Raw genomic sequence first — 17,983 nt, 5'->3', positions numbered from 1 at the left:
AAGCCCAAGCCCAAGCCCAAGCCCAAGCCCAAAACCTTGCCCCACCCCCGCCACCCAGCTATCTTACCCAAAATTCATCCGATGACCGGATCTACCCATGACCCTACTCATCAAACGCTCCCTAGTTGAACAAGCCGTCGACCAACTCCGCACCCGCATCACCAGCGGCACCTGGTCCATCGGCCAACGCCTGCCCACTGAACCCGAACTCGCCCACGAACTAGGCATCAGCCGCAACACCGTTCGTGAAGCCATGCGCGTGCTCGCCTTCAGCGGCCTGGTCGAGATCCGCCAAGGCGATGGTAGTTACCTGCGCACCGCCCAAGACCCGCTCCAGGCGGTCCAGGCCATGGCCCGCTGCACGTCGGAACAGGCCCGGGAAACTCGCCGTATTCTGGAAACCGAAGCGATCGGCCTGGCCGCCCAGCGCCGCACCGAAGCGGACATACACCGCCTGCGCCAGGCTTTGCAGGACACTGCTGCGCATTTTCATGGCGATATAAAGACTTACGTTGAGTGCGACTTGGTCTTTCACCAGCAGTTAGTGGACGCCGCCCACAACCCAGCGTTGAGCGAGCTCTACCGTTACTTTTCCGGCGTTGTGGCCGCGGCGTTGGAGCACAACATGGCGACCACCCCCCGTTGCCAGACGGTATTCGACCTGCACGGTCAGATCGTCGATGCCATCGAACAATGTGATCCGGAACGTGCCAAGCACTTGAGCCGTACCCTAATTGAATCCTGACAACGAGACGCCCATGGCCGAACCCACCATTCACGAAACTGCTCATCGCCAGCGGGAATTCGAAGAACTGCTGATCGACGCCGAAGCCGACGACGAGCAGGTCCAGCAGCAGCCTGTAGTGCTGCAGCGGCCGTGGTTGCTGTTGCTTGGCTTGGTACTGGTGGCACTGAACCTGCGTCCTGCGCTGTCGAGCATGGCGCCGGTACTGGGCCAAGTATCGGAGGGACTAGGGCTGAACGCGTCCCAGGCGGGCCTGCTGACGACTTTGCCGGTGCTGTGTCTTGGCCTGTTCGCTCCATTGGCACCGGTCCTGGCTCGACGCTTTGGCAGTGAGCGGGTGGTGCTGGGCATTCTGCTGACCTTGGCGCTGGGTATTTTGGTGCGCAGTGTCCTGGGGGTGACCGGCGTGTTTCTGGGCAGTGTCATGGCCGGCGCGAGCATCGGCATCATCGGCGTGTTGCTTCCGGGCATCGTCAAGCGAGACTTCCCACAGCATGCCGGTACCCTGACCGGTGTCTATACCATGGCCTTGTGCCTGGGGGCGGCTCTGGCCGCCGGTGCCACGGTGCCATTGGCGCGCCACTTCGATGACAGCTGGGCCTTGGGCCTGGGCTTCTGGCTGGTGCCTGCGCTGATTGCGATGTTGGTGTGGCTGCCCCAGGCGCGCCAGGGGCACGGCTTGCACAAGGTGGCCTATCGGGTGCGTGGTCTATGGCGCGATCCGCTGGCCTGGCAGGTCACGCTGTACATGGGCTTGCAGTCTTCGCTGGCCTACATCGTGTTTGGCTGGCTCCCCTCGATTCTCATCGGCCGGGGGTTGAGCCCTACGGAGGCTGGGCTGGTGTTGTCCGGGTCGGTGATCGTGCAACTGGTGAGCTCGCTCAGCGCGCCTTGGCTGGCCACCCGAGGCAAGGACCAGCGCCTGGCTATCGTCATCGTCATGCTGGTCACCCTGGCAGGGTTGTTCGGTTGCTTGTATGCACCGGTTTCAGGGCTGTGGGGCTGGGCCGTAGTGCTCGGACTGGGGCAGGGTGGTACGTTCGCCCTAGCGTTGACGTTGATCGTGCTGCGCTCGAAGGATTCCCACGTAGCTGCGAATCTTTCGAGCATGGCGCAAGGGGTCGGCTATACGTTGGCGTCCGCAGGGCCGTTTGCCGTAGGCCTGGTGCATGACCTGACGGGGGGCTGGACGGCTGTGGGCTGGATATTCGCGGCGCTGGGCATTGGGGCGATCCTGTTCGGCCTTGGGGCTGGGCGGGCATTGCATGTGCAGGTGGTCAGCGAGAAGGTGTGACGAAGCCTATTCATGGCGCGAATGAGCATGGCGCTCCCATGCGGGGCACATTATCGTTGAGGTTTGCCCCCGGAGGGACCCGCCCCATGAGCGACGCCAATCGTGAGCTGATCACACGTTTCTACCAAGCCTTCCAGCGCCTGGACGCCGAGGCGATGGTAGCTTGCTACAGCGATGACATCACCTTCAGTGACCCTGTCTTCGGTACCTTGCGACGCCGTGAGGTGGGGGACATGTGGCGGATGCTGATCAGCCGTGCCAAGGATTTCTCCCTGACCTTTGACAGCGTCAGCGCCAATCAGGACGGGGGGAATGCGCACTGGGTGGCGCGCTATCTGTTCACCCAGACCGGGCGCATCGTTGTCAACGACATACAGGCCCGCTTCGTGATCCGCGATGGGCTGATTTGCCAGCATGACGACAGTTTCGACCTGTGGCGCTGGTCGCGTCAGGCCTTGGGCCTGCCGGGTTTGCTGCTGGGCTGGTCGCCGCTGCTGCAGAACAAGGTGCGTCAGCAAGCGTTCAAGGGGTTGCGGACATACCAGCAGAGCGCGGTATAGCCACGGCCTGTTCATTTCCGTGGTAGGTGTAGTGGAGCTTTGGGTTTCAAATTAATGACGCAAAGAGTGGATGCTCCGAGTGAAAAACCTCCGGGCGGGGATGTGAAACCCTGGTATGTCTATCTGGTGCGGGCTGCCAACGGTTCGCTGTATTGCGGTATCAGTGATGACCCTCAGCGGCGGTTCCTGAAGCATCAGAAGGGGCAGGGGGCGCGTTACTTCAAGACCAGCCCGGCCCAGGCGCTGGTGTATATGGAGCAGTGGCCGGACAAAGGCGAGGCACTGCGTCAGGAGCGGTTGGTGAAAAAGCTGCGCAAATCGGCCAAGGAAGCGCTGGTGGCAGCCTATGCAGCTACCGGGGGCTAGATGAGGGGCTGCGCTGCAGCCCCGGCCATGCTCAATCCTTGCGACGCTTGAGCTGATCGACCAGTTGGGTCGGCAGGCCCTTGATGATCAAGGTGCCGGCTTCTTCGTCATATTCCACCTTCGATCCCAGCAAGTGGGCCTCGAAGCTGATCGACAGGCCTTCGGCGCGGCCAGTGAAACGGCGGAACTGGTTGAGGGTGCGTTTATCCGCCGGAATCTCCGGCGACAGGCCGTAATCCTTGTTGCGAATGTGGTCGTAGAAGGCCTTGGGCCGATCTTCATCGATCAGGCTGGACAGTTCTTCCAGTGTCACCGGCTCACCGAGTTTGGTCTGAGTGGTGGCGTAGTCGACCAAGGTCTGGGTCTTTTCGCGGGCGGCCTCCTCGGGCAGGTCCTCGCTTTCGACGAAGTCGCTGAAGGCCTTGAGCAGGGTACGGGTCTCACCTGGGCCGTCGACACCTTCCTGGCAGCCGATGAAGTCGCGGAAGTAGTCCGACACCTTCTTGCCATTCTTGCCCTTGATGAACGAGATGTACTGCTTGGAGTTCTGGTTGTTCTTCCACTCCGACAAGTTGACCCGCGCCGCCAGGTGCAACTGGCCAAGGTCGAGGTGACGCGACGGGGTGACATCGAGCTCGGCGTTCACGGCCACGCCTTCGCTGTGGTGCAGCAGGGCGATGGCCAGGTACTCGGTCATGCCTTGCTGGTAATGGGCGAACAGGATATGGCCGCCGGTGGACAGGTTGGATTCTTCCATCAGCTTTTGCAGGTGCTCTACAGCGATGCGGCTGAAGGCGGTGAAGTCTTTTTCTTCATCCAAGTACTGCTTGAGCCAGCCGCTGAAGGGGTAGGCCCCCGATTCGCTGTGGAAGAACCCCCAGGCCTTGCCTTGCTTGGCGTTGTAGCTGTCGTTGAGGTCGGCCAGCAGGTTTTCGATAGCGTCGGAAGCGCCGAGTTCGGAGTCTCGGGCATGCAGGACTGCCGGGCTGCCATCGGGTTTCTTGTCGATCAGGTGAACGATGCAATGACGGATTGGCATGGAAATCTCGAGCGGGGTTGGGCGGTGCTAGGCCGCGCTGCAAAGTCGTGCAGTTTAACCCAGGCAGAGGGCGATGCAGTGGTCAGATAGTGGCGTAAATGTCTGTTGTTCGTTTTTTGTTCAATTTTTTGCGTTTTACGATAAAAGCCCCGAAAAACCTGCATAAAATCGAAGTCGGCAGCGGATATTTATCTATTCCTGTGGTAGCTTTGCGCGGTCTTGCGCCCCTTGGGTGGCGCATTGCTGGCAGATCGCTGGGCTCGTGTCGAACCAAACGCCGATTTTCGTATCTACATACGCGATTGGCGCGGCCCGCCGGATTTTTCAGGGGCTGGCCCGATTACCGACCTGGCACGCTGCATAACCACTGAATTTGATAGGGAAGGAACACCACCATGGCATTGACCAAAGACCAACTGATTGCCGATATCGCCGAAGCCATCGACGCGCCGAAAACCACCGCGCGTAACGCCCTGGAGCAACTGGGCCAGATCGTCGCCGACCAACTGGAAAACGGCGCTGAAATCACTCTGCCAGGCATCGGCAAGCTGAAAGTCTCCGAGCGTCCTGCCCGTACCGGCCGCAACCCTTCGACTGGCGCTGCCATCGAAATCGCTGCCAAGAAAGTCGTCAAGTTCGTACCTGCCAAGGTCCTGAACGACGCCGTCAACAAGTAATTGTTGAAGCTTTGAAAAAACCGCGCCCGGCTTGTCCGGGCGCGGTTTTTTCATGCCCGCGAAAGGGGTATCAGCGTGAGCGATGCCAAGCTTGGCGCGCGGCGGCGTCTTGGAAGCTCCAGGCGACCATGCGGCTCTGTTTCTGGCCTTGCCCCATGGCCACGACCTGTTGTGCCTTTACACCTGCCTTCCTCAGCGCCGCCTCGATACCGGGCAGGTTGCTGGCCTTGGATACCAGGCTGGTGAACCACAGCACCTGGCCGGCGTACTGCACGCTCTCTTCCACCAACTGGGTGACGAAGCGGATCTCTCCGCCCTCGCACCACAGCTCGTTGTTCTGCCCGCCGAAATTGAGCACTGGCAGCTTGCGCTTGGGGTCCTGCTTGCCAAGGTTCTTCCATTTGCGCTGGCTGCCGCGGGTAGCTTCCTCGCGGGAGGCATGGAACGGCGGGTTGCACAGGGTCACGTCGAAACGCTCGTCGTCCTGCAGCAGGCCGGTGAGGATGTACTTGCGGTTGGCTTGCTGGCGCAAGGAGATGACCTTGCCCAGGCCGTTGGCCTGGACGATGGTCCTGGCCGATGCCAGGGCCACAGCGTCGATGTCCGACCCCACGAAACGCCAGCGGTAGTCGCTGTGGCCAAGCAGCGGGTAGATGCAGTTGGCGCCGACGCCGATGTCCAGCGCGCGCACCTGTACGCCTCGGGGGATTTCGCCACCGCAATCCTCGGCCAGCAAGTCGGCCAGCACATGGAGGTAGTCGGCCCGTCCAGGGATGGGCGGGCACAGGTAGTCGGCCGGGATGTCCCAGTGTTGGATGCCGTATTGGGCCTTGAGCAAGGCGCGGTTGAAGACCCGTACCGCTTCGGGGTTGGCGAAGTCGATGCTCGGCTTGCCATAGGGGTTGGTAATGGTGAATTTGCCCAGCTCAGGATGGGCCTTGATCAGGCTGGGGAAATCGTAGCGGCCCTGATGGCGATTGCGCGGGTGCAGGGTGGGTTTTTGATTCATGGGATGAAATCTCAAAAGCATCGCGGGACAAGCCCACTCCCGCATGATCGTCGTTGATCTGTGGGAGCGGGCTTGTCCCGCGATGGCATCACTGAGGTCTGCGGCTGTTACAGTGCCGCGATCCGCGCATGTTGCTCTGTCAAGTTGGCCAGGGCCTGTTCGGACTCGGCCAGCTTGGCGCGTTCTTTTTCGATCACGGCAGGCGGGGCCTTGTCGACGAACGCGGCATTGGACAGCTTGCCGCCTACGCGCTGGACTTCGCCCTGCAGACGCTGGATTTCCTTGCTCAGGCGTGCCAGTTCCGCGTCCTTGTCGATCAGGCCGGCCATCGGCACCAGTACCTGCAAGTCACCCACCAGTGCGGTGGCCGACAGCGGCGCTTCGTCCTGCTCGCCGAGCACGGTGAACGACTCGACCTTGGCCAGCTTCTTGAGCAGCGCCTCGTTCTCCTGCAGGCGACGCTGGTCGTCCGCGTTGGCGTTCTTGAGGAACAGCGGCAGCGGCTTGCCAGGGCCGATGTTCATCTCGGCGCGAATGTTGCGCAGACCTACCATCAGTTGCTGCAGCCACTCGATATCGCCTTCGGCGGCGGTGTCGATGCGGCTTTCATTGGCCACAGGCCAAGGTTGCAGCATGATGGTCTTGCCTTCGATACCGGCCAGCGGCGCGATGCGCTGCCAGATTTCTTCGGTGATGAACGGCATGAACGGGTGTGCCAGGCGCAAGGCGACTTCCAGCACGCGAACCAAGGTCCGGCGAGTGCCGCGGGCGCGCTCGACCGGGGCATTCTCGTCCCACAGTACCGGCTTGGACAGCTCCAGATACCAGTCGCAGTACTGGTTCCAGATGAACTCGTACAAGGCCTGGCTGGCCAGGTCGAAGCGGAACTGCTCGAGCTGGCGGGTCACTTCGGCTTCGGTGCGCTGAAGCTGCGAGATGATCCAGCGATCGGCCAGCGACAGTTCGTAGGCCTCGCCGTTCTGGCCGCAATCCTCGCCTTTGTCCAGCACGTAGCGGGCGGCGTTCCAGATCTTGTTGCAGAAGTTGCGATAACCCTCGACGCGGCCCATGTCGAACTTGATATCGCGGCCGGTGGAAGCCAGCGAGCAGAAGGTGAAGCGTAGGGCGTCGGTGCCGTAGCTGGCGATGCCTTCGGGGAACTCGGCCTTGGTCTGCTTGGCGATCTTTTCGGCGAGCTTGGGCTGCATCATGCCGCTGGTGCGTTTTTCCAGCAGGGCCTCAAGGGTGATGCCGTCGACGATGTCCAATGGATCGAGGACGTTGCCCTTGGACTTGGACATCTTCTGGCCCTGGCCGTCACGTACAAGGCCGTGGACGTACACGGTCTTGAACGGTACCTGCGGGGTGCCATCTTCGTTCTTGATCAGGTGCATGGTCAGCATGATCATGCGCGCAACCCAGAAGAAGATGATGTCGAAACCGGTGACCAGCACGTCGGTGGAGTGGAACTTCTTGAGGAACTCGGTCTGCTCCGGCCAGCCCAAGGTGGAGAAGGTCCACAGGCCCGAACTGAACCAGGTGTCGAGGACGTCCTCGTCCTGGCGCAGCGCCACGTCGGCGCCCAGGTTGTGCTTGGCACGGACTTCTTCTTCGCTGCGACCGACATAGACCTGGCCGGCTTCGTCGTACCAGGCCGGGATGCGGTGCCCCCACCACAGCTGGCGGCTGATACACCAGTCCTGGATATCACGCATCCAGGAGAAGTACATGTTTTCGTACTGCTTGGGCACGAACTGAATGCGGCCGTCTTCCACGGCGGCGATGGCAGGTTCTGCCAGCGGCTTGGTAGAGACGTACCACTGGTCGGTCAGCCACGGCTCGATGACCGTGCCGGAACGGTCGCCCTTGGGGACCTTCAGGGCGTGGTCGTCGATGCTGACCAGCAGGCCCTGGGCGTCCAGGTCGGCGACGATCTGCTTGCGCGCGACGAAGCGGTCCAGGCCTGCATACTGGGCTGGTAGGCTGGTGTCGATCTGCTCGTTGACGCTGCCGTCGAGGTTGAAGGCCTGGGCGCTTGCCAGCACCAGGGCGTTCTTGTCGAAGATGTTCAGCAGTGGCAGGTTGTGGCGCTTGCCGACTTCATAGTCGTTGAAGTCGTGGGCCGGGGTGATTTTCACGCAGCCGGTGCCGAACTCCGGATCGCAGTAATCGTCGGCGATGATCGGGATGCGGCGGCCGACCAGCGGCAGCTCGACGAACTTGCCGATCAGGGCCTGGTAGCGCTCGTCGTTCGGGTTCACGGCAACGGCCGCGTCACCCAGTAAGGTTTCCGGACGGGTGGTGGCAACGACCAAGTGGTCCTTGCCTTCGGCGGTCTTGGCGCCATCGGCCAGTGGGTAGCGCAGGTTCCACAGGTGGCCTTTCTCGTCGTGGTTCTCCACTTCGAGGTCGGAAATGGCGGTATGCAACTTGGTGTCCCAGTTGACCAGGCGCTTGCCACGGTAGATCAGGCCGTCTTCATGCAGGCGCACGAAGGCTTCCTTGACCGCTTCGGACAGACCGTCGTCCATGGTGAACCGTTCGCGGGTCCAGTCGACCGACGAGCCCAGGCGGCGAATCTGGCGGCTGATGTTGCCGCCGGACTGATCCTTCCACTCCCAGACCTTCTCCAGGAACTTCTCGCGGCCCAGATCATGACGGTTCTGGCCCTTGGCCTCGAGCTGGCGCTCCACCAGCATCTGGGTGGCGATACCGGCGTGGTCGGTGCCTGGCTGCCACAGGGTGTTGCGGCCCTGCATGCGGCGGAAGCGGATCAGGGCGTCCATGATCGCGTTGTTGAAGCCGTGGCCCATGTGCAGGCTGCCGGTCACGTTCGGCGGCGGGATCATGATGGTGTAGGACTCGCCTGCACCTTGCGGGGCGAAATAGTTCTCGGACTCCCAAGTGTTGTACCAGGAAGTTTCGATGGCGTGCGGCTGGTAGGTCTTATCCATGCGCGGCGGGACCCTATGGCATTAATTCGGGAAAGCCGGGAAGTATAACCAAGCCAGGGGCCGCAGGCGACAAGCTGCTGATATCTGTAGGCGCAACGGTGCCTTCTTTGTGGACAAACCTGCTCCACGGACCTCGTGCGCGCCTTGAGCGCGGCGGTGTACCGGTAGTGACGGGTTTGCCCGCAAAGAAAGGCGGCGTTTATTCGGAGCGCTTGAGCAGACGTTCCATGCGCGCATCGAGGCGTCGTTTGATCTCGTTCTCGATGTGCGGGGTGAAGTCGTTGATCACGTCTTGCATGATCTGTTGGGCAGCGGCGCGCAGGTCGGCTTCAAGGTGCAGCAGGGTGTCCTGGCGGCGGGTCTGCGGATCGTCTTCGGTGGCTGCGACCGAGAGAGGCTCGGCCACTGGCGAGGTGTTGCCTGCTGGCTCGTCGAGCAGCAGGGGAATCTGCTCGACCGTTTCGGTCAGCAGGGGCGGTTGCAGATCGGCATCGCCCAGCAACTGGCGGATCGACTCTAGGTCGTCGAGCAGATGAGCGGAATCGGGCAGGGGGGAGTGCTTGTCCATCGTCGTCAAAGTCGCTGTAAGCGGTGGTCTTGCAGAGCATAGCCCTGTTCGCGGTAGAAACGGAATCGTTCTCGCGCAGCCTGGCGAATGCCCGGCTCCTCGACGACGATCTCGGCTACTCGTTCGAACTGACCGACGAACCCCGGTACCTCGGCGCCGAGGTTGATCAACAGGTCGCGGTGTGTGCCGGCGTCATCACCCAGCCCCAGGACTACTGCCGCCTCGGCGTTGGCCTCGGCAGGGTCGTGCGGGACGAAGGCCTCGCCCTTGAAGTGCCACAGGCGCTCGTCCAGCGCGTTGCGCTGCTCGGCGTCCTGACAGTGCAGATAGACCCGATGGCCCAGGCGCCAGGCCTTTTCGCACAGCTTGCAGGCGAAATCCAGGCGCGCCGACAACGCATCGGTGGGCAGGATATAGAAATCGACTTTGCTCATGTTCGGTCTGCCGGCCGGCAGCGCGCGGGCGCCACCGGCCTTGTGGCATCAGGCGTTGGCGCGATCGAGCAGGTATTGGGTCAGCAGCGGGACCGGGCGGCCCGAGGCGCCTTTGTCCTTGCCGCCGCTGATCCAAGCGGTGCCGGCAACGTCCAGATGCGCCCAGTTATAAGCTTTGGCGAAGCGCGACAGGAAGCAGCCCGCGGTGATGGTGCCAGCCTTGGGGCCACCGATATTGGCGATGTCGGCGAATGGGCTGTCCAATTGCTCTTGGTACTCATCGAACAGCGGCAGTTGCCAGGCACGGTCGTCGGCGCGCTTGCCGGCGTCGAGCAGTTGGCCCACCAGTTCGTCGTTGTTGCCCATCAGCCCCGAGGTATAGCTGCCCAAGGCGACGATGCAGGCGCCGGTCAGGGTAGCGATGTCGATCACTGCCTGAGGTTTGAAGCGTTCGGCGTAGGTTAGGGTGTCGCACAGCACCAGGCGGCCTTCGGCGTCGGTGTTGAGGATCTCGACGGTCTGGCCGCTCATGGTGGTGACGATGTCGCCCGGACGCGTGGCGCCGCCGCTGGGCATGTTCTCGGCGCAAGCCAGCAGGCACACCAGGTTGATCGGCAGCTGCAGCTGCAGCACGGCGCGCAGGGTGCCGAAGACACTGGCCGCACCACACATGTCGTACTTCATTTCATCCATGCCGGCGCCAGGCTTGAGGCTGATGCCGCCGGTGTCGAAGGTGATGCCCTTGCCGACCAGCACGAACGGTTTTTCGCTCTTTTTGCCGCCCTGGTAGTTGAGCACGATCAGCCGTGGCGGCTGGTCGCTGCCCTGGCCCACGGCGTAGAACGCGCCCATGCCCAGGTCCTTGATCTTTTTCTCGTCCAGCACCTCGACCTTGAGGTTCTTGTGCGCCTTGCCCAGCTCCTTGGCCTGTTCGGCGAGGAACGTCGGGTGGCACAGGTTCGGCGGCAGGTTGCCCAGGTCGCGGGTGAAGGACATGCCCGAGGCGATGGCGCTGGCGTGCTTCACGGCGCGCTCGACTTCAGCCTGGCCGGGCTTGTCGGTCAGTAGGGTGACTTTCTTGAGGGCGCGGGGCTCGGCCTTCTGGCTCTTGAAACGGTCGAACACGTACTCGCCATCGAGCAGGGTCTCGGCCAGCAGGCGGTATTTGGCGTAATGGGCGTCGCGGGCGGTGACGCTGACGTCATCCAGAGCCAGCACCGCGTCGCTGCCGTTCAGGCCCTTGAGCACACCGGCGACACTGGCGACCAGCTTGCGCCAGCTGCGATCCCCCAGCGCTTCCTTGCCGCTGCCGACCAGCAGCACGCGCTCGGCCTTCAGGCCCGGCAGGCTGTGCAGCAGCAGGGTCTGGCCCGGCTTGCCTGCCAGGTCGCCGCGCTTGAGCACCGCGCTGATTGCGCCATTGCTGGCCTGGTCGACGGCTTTGGCGATGTCGCCGAGCTTGCGCCCTTCACCGACGGCCAGCACCAATGTGGCGGTTTTCAAGGAGGCGGCGGCTACACTTTTTACAACCAGTTCCATGTCAGGGTCCCCGAATGATCTGTCAGTTGGCGCAGTCTCGTGCATGCGCTCGAAACAGGTGTGGCCGCAAGGTCGCGTGCCACTTGAAAAGCTGCCAGTTTGAGCCTGGGGGAACCTGGATGACAACCCCGACATGCGCCGTCATGCGCGGCCAAGTGACAGGCGCGGTCAATCACAGGATAATGCGCGCACTTTATATGGAGGTTCGCCGTCGGCGAACCGGCAAGTCATTGTTTGGCTCTGCGCCCCTGACAACCCAGGAGTGTCTGGTTTGATCGTCTTTCGTTATCTGTCCCGTGAGGTCCTGGTGACCTTGAGCGCCGTCAGCGCCGTGCTGCTGGTGATCATCATGAGCGGGCGCTTCATCAAGTACCTGGCTCAGGCCGCCCAGGGCGTGCTCGATCCGAGCGTGCTGTTCCTGATCATGGGCTTCCGTTTGCCGGGCTTCCTGCAACTGATCCTGCCCTTGGGCCTGTTCCTCGGCATCCTGCTGGCTTATGGCCGACTCTACCTCGAAAGCGAGATGACCGTGCTTTCTGCCACTGGCATGAGCCAGCAGCGTCTGCTGGCACTGACCATGGCGCCGGCCGCGCTGGTCGCCCTGCTGGTGGCCTGGCTGAGCCTGAGCCTGGCGCCACAGGGCGTTGCCCAGGTGCAGCAGATCATCAACCAGCAGGACGCCCTCACCGAGTTCGATACCCTGGTGCCCGGGCGCTTCCAGACCCTGCGCGATGGCTCGCGGGTGACCTACACCGAGCAGCTGTCGGACGATCGCGTCAATCTCAGTGGTGTGTTCATTTCCGAGAAGCGCTTCAACCAGGACAAGACCAAGGATCGTGCGCCTTCGGTGCTGGTCGCCGAGAAGGGGCACCAGGAAGTGCAGGCCGACGGCAATCGCTACCTGATCCTCGAGAACGGCTATCGCTACGACGGTAACCCCGGCCAGGCCGATTACCGTGCGATCAAGTACGACACCTATGGCGTGTTGCTGCCCAAGCCCGAAGTCAGCGAAGAAGTGACCGAGCGTGAAGCCATCCCGACGTCCGAGCTGTTCGGCAAGGACGGTCTGCGTGAACAGGCCGAGCTGCAATGGCGCCTTTCCCTGCCGCTGCTGGTGTTCATCGTGACGCTGCTGGCGGTGCCGCTGTCCCGGGTCAATCCACGCCAAGGCCGCTTCCTCAAGCTGCTGCCGGCCATTCTTCTGTACATGGCTTATCTGACGATGCTCATTTCCGTACGCGGCGCCTTGGAGAAGGGCAAGATCCCGATCACCCTGGGCATGTGGTGGGTCCACGGACTGTTCCTGCTGATCGGCCTGGGCCTGATGTACTGGGAGCCGCTACAGCTCAAGCGTGCCGCCCGTCGTACGGAGGTGGCCCATGGCTAAACTGGATCGCTATATCGGCCAGAGCGTGCTCCTGGCCATCCTGGCGGTGCTGGGCATCATCCTTGGCCTGGCTTCGCTGTTCGCCTTCATCGACGAGATGAGCGACCTGAGCGATACCTACACCGTGATGGATGCCGGCAGTTTCGTCCTGCTCACCGCGCCGCGCCGGTTGTACGAGATGTTGCCGATGGCTGCGCTGATTGGGTGCCTGATCGGCCTGGGCAGCCTGGCCAGCAGCAGTGAGTTGACCATCATGCGCGCCGCTGGCGTGTCCATCGGCCGTATCGTCTGGGCGGTGATGAAGCCCATGCTGGTGCTGATGTTGGTCGGCCTGCTGATCGGCGAGTACGTGGCGCCAGTCACCGAGAACAAGGCCCAGGCCGAGCGCTCCCTGGCCCAGGGTGGCGGTGATGCGCAGAGCTCCAAGCGCGGCATGTGGCACCGCCAGGGCGAAGAGTTCGTGCATATCAACTCGGTGCAGCCCAACGGCTTGCTGCTGGGGGTGACCCGCTACCGCTTCGACGCCGAGCGACACATCGTGACGTCCAGCTTTGCGCGCCGTGCGCAGTACAACGAGGACCACTGGGTGCTGAGCGACGTGGCCACCACCTACTTCCGTGGCGACCACACCGAAGTGGTTAAGGCGCCGCAGGAGCGCTGGGACGTGTCGGTAACGCCGCAACTGCTCAACACAGTGATCCTGGCGCCGGAATCCCTGTCGATCACCGGTCTGTGGGACTACATTCACTACCTGTCCGACCAGGGCCTGAACAACGCCCGTTACTGGTTGGCCTTCTGGACCAAGGTGCTGCAACCGATGGTGACCGCCGCCCTGGTGCTGATGGCGATCTCCTTCATCTTCGGCCCGCTGCGTTCCGTGACCCTGGGCCAGCGTGTGTTCACCGGTGTACTGGTGGGCTTCGTGTTCCGCATTGGCCAGGACCTGCTCGGCCCTTCCAGTCAGGTATTCGGCTTCCCGCCGCTGCTGGCGGTAGTGATCCCGGCCGGTATCTGTGCGCTGGCGGGTGTGTGGTTGTTGCGTCGGGCAGGGTAATGGCCCGAGCGACGTGAAAAAGCCGACCCTAGGGTCGGCTTTTTTGTGGGTGGCGTTCTGCTGGCGGGTAAATCCGCTCCCACAGCATTTGCAGTCTGCCGGCCGGAGGTGATCCTGCGGGAGCTGGCGAAGCCTGCGAGGGGGCGTAGTAGCTACGACATTACGGCTTGCGCTTGGGCACACGCACCAGCTGTGTGTCCGAATAGATGTCGTGCCAGCCACGCTTGCGCTTGTCGATCAACGCCCAGAAGAACCCGAGCCCCAGGCATAGCCAGGAAGCGATGGAAACGACAAAGCGCAGCAGCGCCTGCCATAGGCTGATCGCGCTTCCATCGGCGTTCTGTACGCGCACGCCCCACACCTGCATGCCCAGGGTCTGACCGCCGTGGGTCCAGAACTTGGCGAAGAAACCGAAGAGGGCGAACAGCAGCAAGGTCGACAACAGGGGGTCGCCGTCCAAGGCGCCGGCCTCGGTCAGCTCGCGCATGCGGGCTTCGCCAATGATCGACATCTGCACCATCTTGTAGACGCCTGCTGTCACGATCAGCAGGGCGGTACACAGTAGGAAGTCATAGAACATGGCGGCCAGTCGACGGCCCAGGCCAGCCGGGGGGAAGTCACCCTGAGGGGTGAGCAGGGGCTTTGACATGCATGACGCTCCGTATGACGAAGCCGCTATTCTACGGGCAAAAAAAAGCCCCTGCACTTGGCAGGGGCTTTTGGGAGTCTGGATCTCGCTTAGGCGATGACCTGAACCTTGTCAGCTTGCATGCCTTTTTGGCCTTGCACGGCTTCGAAGGAGACTTTCTGGCCTTCTTTCAGGCTCTTGAAGCCGTTGCCTTCGATGGCACGGAAGTGCACGAACAGATCCGGACCGCTTTCTGGGGTGATGAAGCCGTAACCTTTCTCGTCATTGAACCACTTGACGGTACCGTTCTGACGCTCAGCCATTGTCTTGTTTCCTATGAAGCTTAATTTTTGATGACAGTTACTTTCATATCTATCCGATATAAAAGATTACCGGGCTGGGTTGCAGGAAAGTAAGAGACGTCGAACGGGTTGTAGCAGATTCAGCTACTGGCCCAGGTCACGAACTGTTGCGACCCATGCAAACACAGTGCAGTGACTCTACGCTAACTCCGCCGACAAAAACAAGCCCTCCAGACCGCCGGAATTCAGGGTTTTTCCGATAACCGACAAAATTGTCGGAAACGGCATGGCGCCTGGGCTGGCGCTATGTTCAAAAGTTATTGGGCAGGTTCGAAAACGAATATGACGAACCTGCCCACAGTCAATCAACCGCGATAGTAACGTTGCGCAACGAAAGGCATTTTGCTGACCTTCAAGGCAACCTGCTTGCCGCGCACTACAGCAAACAATGCGGTATCGAGCGCGGCATGTTCGCTCTCGACATATCCCATGGCGACCGGTGCACCGAGGGTCGGGCCGAAACCACCGCTGCACACTTCACCGACGGTGCGTCCGTCTGCGTCGACGATCTGTGCGCCTTCGCGAACCGGGGTGCGCTCCTGCGGCAGCAGGCCAACACGCTTGCGAGCAACACTTTGCCGTTGCTGCTCGAAGATGGCGTGGGCGCCAGGGAAACCACCGGCACGTTCGCCATCGGCGCGGCGTACTTTTGAGATGGCCCACAGCAAGCTGGCCTCCACCGGCGTGGTGCTGGTGTTCATGTCGTGGCCATACAGGCACAGACCAGCTTCCAGGCGCAGCGAGTCACGGGCGCCCAAGCCGATCGGCTGTACCTCGGGCTCGGCCAGCAGTCGGCGGGCCAAGGCTTCGGCATTGGCTGCCGGGACCGAGATCTCGTAACCGTCTTCACCGGTGTAGCCCGAGCGGCTGACATAGCAGTCGGCGCCGAGCAAGGTGACAGGGCGGAACTGCATGAACGTCATGCTGGCGACTTCCGGCGCCAGGCGCTCGAGCACCCTGACCGCCGCCGGGCCTTGCAGGGCGAGCAGGGCGCGCTCCTCGAACAGCGGCTCGATCTCGCAGCGGGAGCCGATGTGGTTTTGCAGGTGGGCCAGGTCCTGGTCCTTGCAGGCGGCGTTGACCACCAGGAACAGCTCGTCGTCACCCAGGTTGGCGACCATCAGGTCGTCGAGGATGCCACCTTGCTCGTTGGTGAACATCGCGTAGCGCTGCATGCCTACCGGCAGGTCGATGATGTCCACGGGCACCAGCGATTCCAAGGCCTTGGCCGCATCGCTGCCGCGCAGACGGATCTGCCCCATGTGCGAGACGTCGAACAGACCTGCCTGCTCGCGGGTGTGCAAGTGTTCCTTGAGCACGCCCAGCGGGTACTGCACCGGCATGTCGTAGCCGGCGAACGGCACCATGCGTGCGCCCAGTTCCAGGTGTAGGGCGTGCAAGGGGGTCTTTTGCAGTGTTTCGGACATCGGTGACTCCTCGTTTTTTGTTCGGGTCAACATTCGATGATGTTGACGGCCAGACCACCGCGGGCGGTCTCCTTGTATTTGCTTTTCATGTCTGCGCCGGTCTGGCGCATGGTGCGGATGACCTTGTCGAGCGACACGTAATGTTGCCCATCGCCACGCAAGGCCATGCGTACCGCATTGATCGCCTTGACCGAGCCCATGGCGTTGCGCTCGATGCAGGGCACCTGGACCAGTCCACCGATCGGATCGCAGGTCAGGCCCAGGTTGTGTTCCATGCCGATTTCGGCAGCGTTCTCGACTTGCTGTGGGGTGCCCCCCATGACCTCGCACAGTGCACCGGCGGCCATGGAGCAAGCCACGCCAACTTCCCCTTGGCAGCCGACTTCGGCGCCGGAGATCGAGGCGTTTTCCTTGTAAAGAATGCCGATGGCGGCGGCGGTGAGCAGAAACCGCACCACCCCGTCCTCGCTGGCGCCAGGCACGAAGCGCATGTAGTAGTGAAGGACCGCCGGGACGATGCCCGCCGCACCGTTGGTTGGCGCCGTGACCACCCGTCCGCCGTAGGCGTTTTCTTCATTGACCGCCAGCGCATAGAGGTTGACCCAGTCGAGGACCGACAGGGCGTCGCGCAGGTTCGCCTCGGGATGCCGGCTGAGCTGGCGGTACAACGCCGGAGCCCGTCGCTTGACCTTCAGCCCACCGGGCAGGATGCCCTCATGACGGCAACCCGCCTCGACGCAGTCCTGCATGACCTGCCAGATATGCAACAGGCGTTCGCGCGTCTGACCCTCCGGGCGCCAGGCCGCTTCGTTGGCCAGCATCACCTGGCTGATCGACAGGTGCTGCTCGCTGCAATGGGCGAGCAGTTCCTTGGCCGTGCGGAAAGGGTAGGGCAGCACGGTGCTGTCCTCGACGATCCGGTCGTGACCGGCAGCGTCCTCATCGACCACGAAACCACCGCCCACCGAGTAGTATTCCCGGCTACGGATTTGCAATCCGGCTGCATCGAAAGCGCGGAAGATCATGCCGTTGGGATGGTAGGGCAGGGGTTTGCGGATCATCGCCAGATGCTGTTTTTCGACGAAGCCGATCTCGTGCTCACCCAGCAGGCGCAGCCGACCGCTGTCGCGGATCGCCTGCAGTCGCGCGGGAATCGATTCGGTGTCGATGGTGTCTGGATGCTCGCCTTCAAGGCCCAACAGGACAGCCTTGTCGCTGCCATGGCCCTTGCCGGTGGCCCCCAGCGAGCCATACAGCTCGGCCTTGATGCTGTCGGTCTGTGCTAACAGGCCATCACGGCGTAGCCCTTCGGCAAAGCGTGCGGCAGCCCGCATGGGGCCGACCGTGTGGGAGCTGGAGGGGCCAATGCCGATCTTGAACAGGTCGAAAACGCTCAAAGACATGGTGACCTCCTGCCAGGTTGATTGGGCGGACGGTGAGCTCCGTGGGAGCGGGTTTACCCGCGAATTCGGCGGTAAAGCCACCCTCGCATTCGCGGCTAAACCCGCTCCCACAGGCCGCCACCCAAGTCAGGTGGCGGGCAAGGGCTATCAGGCGTCCTGGTAGCTCTCGATCGACGGGCACGCGCAGACCAGATTGCGGTCGCCGAACACGTTGTCGACCCGACCCACCGGCGGCCAGTACTTGGCCTCCACCAGGCTCGGCAGCGGGTACACCGCCTGCTCACGGCTGTAACCGTGGGCCCACTCGCCGACCAGCTCCGCCGCGGTGTGCGGGGCGTTCTTCAGCGGGTTGTCGTCCTTGTCCAGGGTGCCGTTCTCGACCGCGCGGATTTCCTCACGGATCTGGATCATCGCGTCACAGAAACGGTCCAGTTCTTCCTTGGACTCACTTTCGGTCGGTTCGATCATCAGGGTACCGGCCACCGGGAACGACATGGTCGGGGCGTGGAAGCCGAAGTCGATCAGGCGCTTGGCCAC

Annotated in this window: 17 protein-coding genes and 1 pseudogene; 7 read left to right on the top strand and 11 right to left on the bottom strand. The window is 62.4% G+C overall.

Annotation, left to right across the window (positions count from 1 at the left end; all coding sequences use genetic code 11):
* Positions 1-97 precede the first annotated feature (97 nt).
* The 4 genes from HMPREF3173_RS17220 (at position 98) to HMPREF3173_RS17205 (ending at position 2,965) form a co-directional block, all read left to right on the top strand.
* A complete protein-coding gene (locus HMPREF3173_RS17220; RefSeq protein WP_070574817.1) occupies positions 98-745 on the top strand; it encodes a FadR/GntR family transcriptional regulator in 648 nt (215 codons plus the stop codon).
* 13 nt (positions 746-758) lie between these two features.
* The gene (locus HMPREF3173_RS17215; protein ID WP_070574814.1) at positions 759-2,039 is read left to right on the top strand and encodes a CynX/NimT family MFS transporter; all 1,281 of its coding nucleotides are present in this window, start codon (positions 759-761) and stop codon (positions 2,037-2,039) included.
* Positions 2,040-2,125: 86 nt separating this feature from the next.
* Positions 2,126-2,599, top strand: a complete 474-nt coding sequence (locus HMPREF3173_RS17210; protein WP_070574812.1) for a nuclear transport factor 2 family protein — start codon at positions 2,126-2,128, stop codon at positions 2,597-2,599.
* A 54-nt stretch (positions 2,600-2,653) separates the two neighbouring features.
* Positions 2,654-2,965: a GIY-YIG nuclease family protein gene (locus tag HMPREF3173_RS17205; protein ID WP_070574810.1), complete on the top strand. Its 312-nt coding sequence runs from the start codon at positions 2,654-2,656 to the stop codon at positions 2,963-2,965.
* 31 nt (positions 2,966-2,996) lie between these two features.
* On the opposite strand, the gene yejK is transcribed toward HMPREF3173_RS17205, so the two are convergent.
* Positions 2,997-4,004 carry a nucleoid-associated protein YejK gene (gene yejK, locus HMPREF3173_RS17200; RefSeq protein ID WP_043210730.1) on the bottom strand — a complete coding sequence of 336 codons (1,008 nt, stop codon included), beginning with the start codon at positions 4,002-4,004 and terminating at the stop codon, positions 2,997-2,999.
* Positions 4,005-4,399: 395 nt separating this feature from the next.
* Between yejK and HMPREF3173_RS17195 the strand changes: the two genes are divergently transcribed.
* On the top strand, positions 4,400-4,681 hold the full coding sequence (locus tag HMPREF3173_RS17195) for an HU family DNA-binding protein (RefSeq protein WP_043210728.1): 282 nt from the start codon (positions 4,400-4,402) through the stop codon (positions 4,679-4,681).
* Positions 4,682-4,751: 70 nt separating this feature from the next.
* Here the strand turns inward: HMPREF3173_RS17195 and rlmF are convergent, their stop codons facing one another.
* The 5 genes from rlmF to HMPREF3173_RS17170 all read right to left on the bottom strand — a co-directional run bounded on the left by rlmF (position 4,752) and on the right by HMPREF3173_RS17170 (position 11,185).
* Positions 4,752-5,690 (bottom strand): 23S rRNA (adenine(1618)-N(6))-methyltransferase RlmF, encoded by a 939-nt coding sequence (rlmF, locus tag HMPREF3173_RS17190; protein ID WP_070574809.1) that lies wholly within the window; start codon positions 5,688-5,690, stop codon positions 4,752-4,754.
* 107 nt (positions 5,691-5,797) lie between these two features.
* Positions 5,798-8,644, bottom strand: coding sequence for a valine--tRNA ligase (locus HMPREF3173_RS17185; RefSeq protein WP_070574807.1), 2,847 nt, complete (start codon positions 8,642-8,644; stop codon positions 5,798-5,800).
* A gap of 199 nt (positions 8,645-8,843) precedes the next feature.
* Positions 8,844-9,212 (bottom strand): DNA polymerase III subunit chi, encoded by a 369-nt coding sequence (locus HMPREF3173_RS17180; protein WP_070574803.1) that lies wholly within the window; start codon positions 9,210-9,212, stop codon positions 8,844-8,846.
* 5 nt (positions 9,213-9,217) lie between these two features.
* Positions 9,218-9,646, bottom strand: coding sequence for a DNA polymerase III subunit chi (locus tag HMPREF3173_RS17175; protein WP_070574801.1), 429 nt, complete (start codon positions 9,644-9,646; stop codon positions 9,218-9,220).
* Positions 9,647-9,694: 48 nt separating this feature from the next.
* Complete coding sequence (locus HMPREF3173_RS17170) at positions 9,695-11,185, bottom strand: leucyl aminopeptidase (RefSeq protein ID WP_070574799.1); 1,491 nt, start codon at positions 11,183-11,185, stop codon at positions 9,695-9,697.
* Between the two features lie 271 nt (positions 11,186-11,456).
* On the opposite strand from HMPREF3173_RS17170, the gene lptF reads away from it, so the two are divergent.
* On the top strand, positions 11,457-12,572 hold the full coding sequence (lptF, locus tag HMPREF3173_RS17165) for an LPS export ABC transporter permease LptF (RefSeq protein WP_070574798.1): 1,116 nt from the start codon (positions 11,457-11,459) through the stop codon (positions 12,570-12,572).
* Positions 12,565-13,626 carry an LPS export ABC transporter permease LptG gene (gene lptG / locus HMPREF3173_RS17160; protein ID WP_043210713.1) on the top strand — a complete coding sequence of 354 codons (1,062 nt, stop codon included), beginning with the start codon at positions 12,565-12,567 and terminating at the stop codon, positions 13,624-13,626. The genes lptF and lptG overlap by 8 nt, the downstream gene beginning before the upstream one ends.
* Before the next feature lie 160 nt (positions 13,627-13,786).
* Here the strand turns inward: lptG and HMPREF3173_RS17155 are convergent, their stop codons facing one another.
* The 5 genes and pseudogenes from HMPREF3173_RS17155 to HMPREF3173_RS25120 form a co-directional block, all read right to left on the bottom strand.
* The gene (locus tag HMPREF3173_RS17155; RefSeq protein WP_043210711.1) at positions 13,787-14,275 is read right to left on the bottom strand and encodes an RDD family protein; all 489 of its coding nucleotides are present in this window, start codon (positions 14,273-14,275) and stop codon (positions 13,787-13,789) included.
* An 89-nt stretch (positions 14,276-14,364) separates the two neighbouring features.
* Positions 14,365-14,577, bottom strand: a complete 213-nt coding sequence (locus HMPREF3173_RS17150; RefSeq protein WP_043210709.1) for a cold-shock protein — start codon at positions 14,575-14,577, stop codon at positions 14,365-14,367.
* A 344-nt stretch (positions 14,578-14,921) separates the two neighbouring features.
* Positions 14,922-16,043, bottom strand: coding sequence for a glycine cleavage system aminomethyltransferase GcvT (gcvT, locus tag HMPREF3173_RS17145; protein WP_070574797.1), 1,122 nt, complete (start codon positions 16,041-16,043; stop codon positions 14,922-14,924).
* A gap of 26 nt (positions 16,044-16,069) precedes the next feature.
* On the bottom strand, positions 16,070-17,446 hold the full coding sequence (locus HMPREF3173_RS17140) for an L-serine ammonia-lyase (protein WP_070574796.1): 1,377 nt from the start codon (positions 17,444-17,446) through the stop codon (positions 16,070-16,072).
* Positions 17,447-17,593: 147 nt separating this feature from the next.
* Positions 17,594-17,983: pseudogene (locus tag HMPREF3173_RS25120) on the bottom strand (glycine dehydrogenase (aminomethyl-transferring)); the annotation flags it as partial.

Source organism: Pseudomonas sp. HMSC08G10 (assembly GCF_001808425.1).
Lineage (GTDB): Bacteria > Pseudomonadota > Gammaproteobacteria > Pseudomonadales > Pseudomonadaceae > Aquipseudomonas > Aquipseudomonas guariconensis.
Note: the sequence above shows the minus strand (reverse complement) of the source record. Positions and strands in the feature narration are given on the sequence as shown.

Bases quoted from the DNA above. Each gene is read 5' to 3' on its own strand.
- HMPREF3173_RS17170 (WP_070574799.1), bottom strand. From the start codon at position 11,185: ATGGAACTGGTTGTAAAAAGTGTAGCCGCCGCCTCCTTGAAAACCGCC.
- HMPREF3173_RS17175 (WP_070574801.1), bottom strand. From the start codon at position 9,646: ATGAGCAAAGTCGATTTCTATATCCTGCCCACCGATGCGTTGTCGGCG.
- HMPREF3173_RS17215 (WP_070574814.1), top strand. From the start codon at position 759: ATGGCCGAACCCACCATTCACGAAACTGCTCATCGCCAGCGGGAATTC.
- rlmF (WP_070574809.1), bottom strand. From the start codon at position 5,690: ATGAATCAAAAACCCACCCTGCACCCGCGCAATCGCCATCAGGGCCGC.
- lptG (WP_043210713.1), top strand. From the start codon at position 12,565: ATGGCTAAACTGGATCGCTATATCGGCCAGAGCGTGCTCCTGGCCATC.
- HMPREF3173_RS17185 (WP_070574807.1), bottom strand. From the start codon at position 8,644: ATGGATAAGACCTACCAGCCGCACGCCATCGAAACTTCCTGGTACAAC.
- HMPREF3173_RS17195 (WP_043210728.1), top strand. From the start codon at position 4,400: ATGGCATTGACCAAAGACCAACTGATTGCCGATATCGCCGAAGCCATC.
- HMPREF3173_RS17210 (WP_070574812.1), top strand. From the start codon at position 2,126: ATGAGCGACGCCAATCGTGAGCTGATCACACGTTTCTACCAAGCCTTC.
- HMPREF3173_RS17155 (WP_043210711.1), bottom strand. From the start codon at position 14,275: ATGTCAAAGCCCCTGCTCACCCCTCAGGGTGACTTCCCCCCGGCTGGC.
- gcvT (WP_070574797.1), bottom strand. From the start codon at position 16,043: ATGTCCGAAACACTGCAAAAGACCCCCTTGCACGCCCTACACCTGGAA.
- HMPREF3173_RS17205 (WP_070574810.1), top strand. From the start codon at position 2,654: ATGACGCAAAGAGTGGATGCTCCGAGTGAAAAACCTCCGGGCGGGGAT.
- HMPREF3173_RS17180 (WP_070574803.1), bottom strand. From the start codon at position 9,212: ATGGACAAGCACTCCCCCCTGCCCGATTCCGCTCATCTGCTCGACGAC.
- HMPREF3173_RS17220 (WP_070574817.1), top strand. From the start codon at position 98: ATGACCCTACTCATCAAACGCTCCCTAGTTGAACAAGCCGTCGACCAA.
- yejK (WP_043210730.1), bottom strand. From the start codon at position 4,004: ATGCCAATCCGTCATTGCATCGTTCACCTGATCGACAAGAAACCCGAT.
- HMPREF3173_RS17140 (WP_070574796.1), bottom strand. From the start codon at position 17,446: ATGTCTTTGAGCGTTTTCGACCTGTTCAAGATCGGCATTGGCCCCTCC.
- HMPREF3173_RS17150 (WP_043210709.1), bottom strand. From the start codon at position 14,577: ATGGCTGAGCGTCAGAACGGTACCGTCAAGTGGTTCAATGACGAGAAA.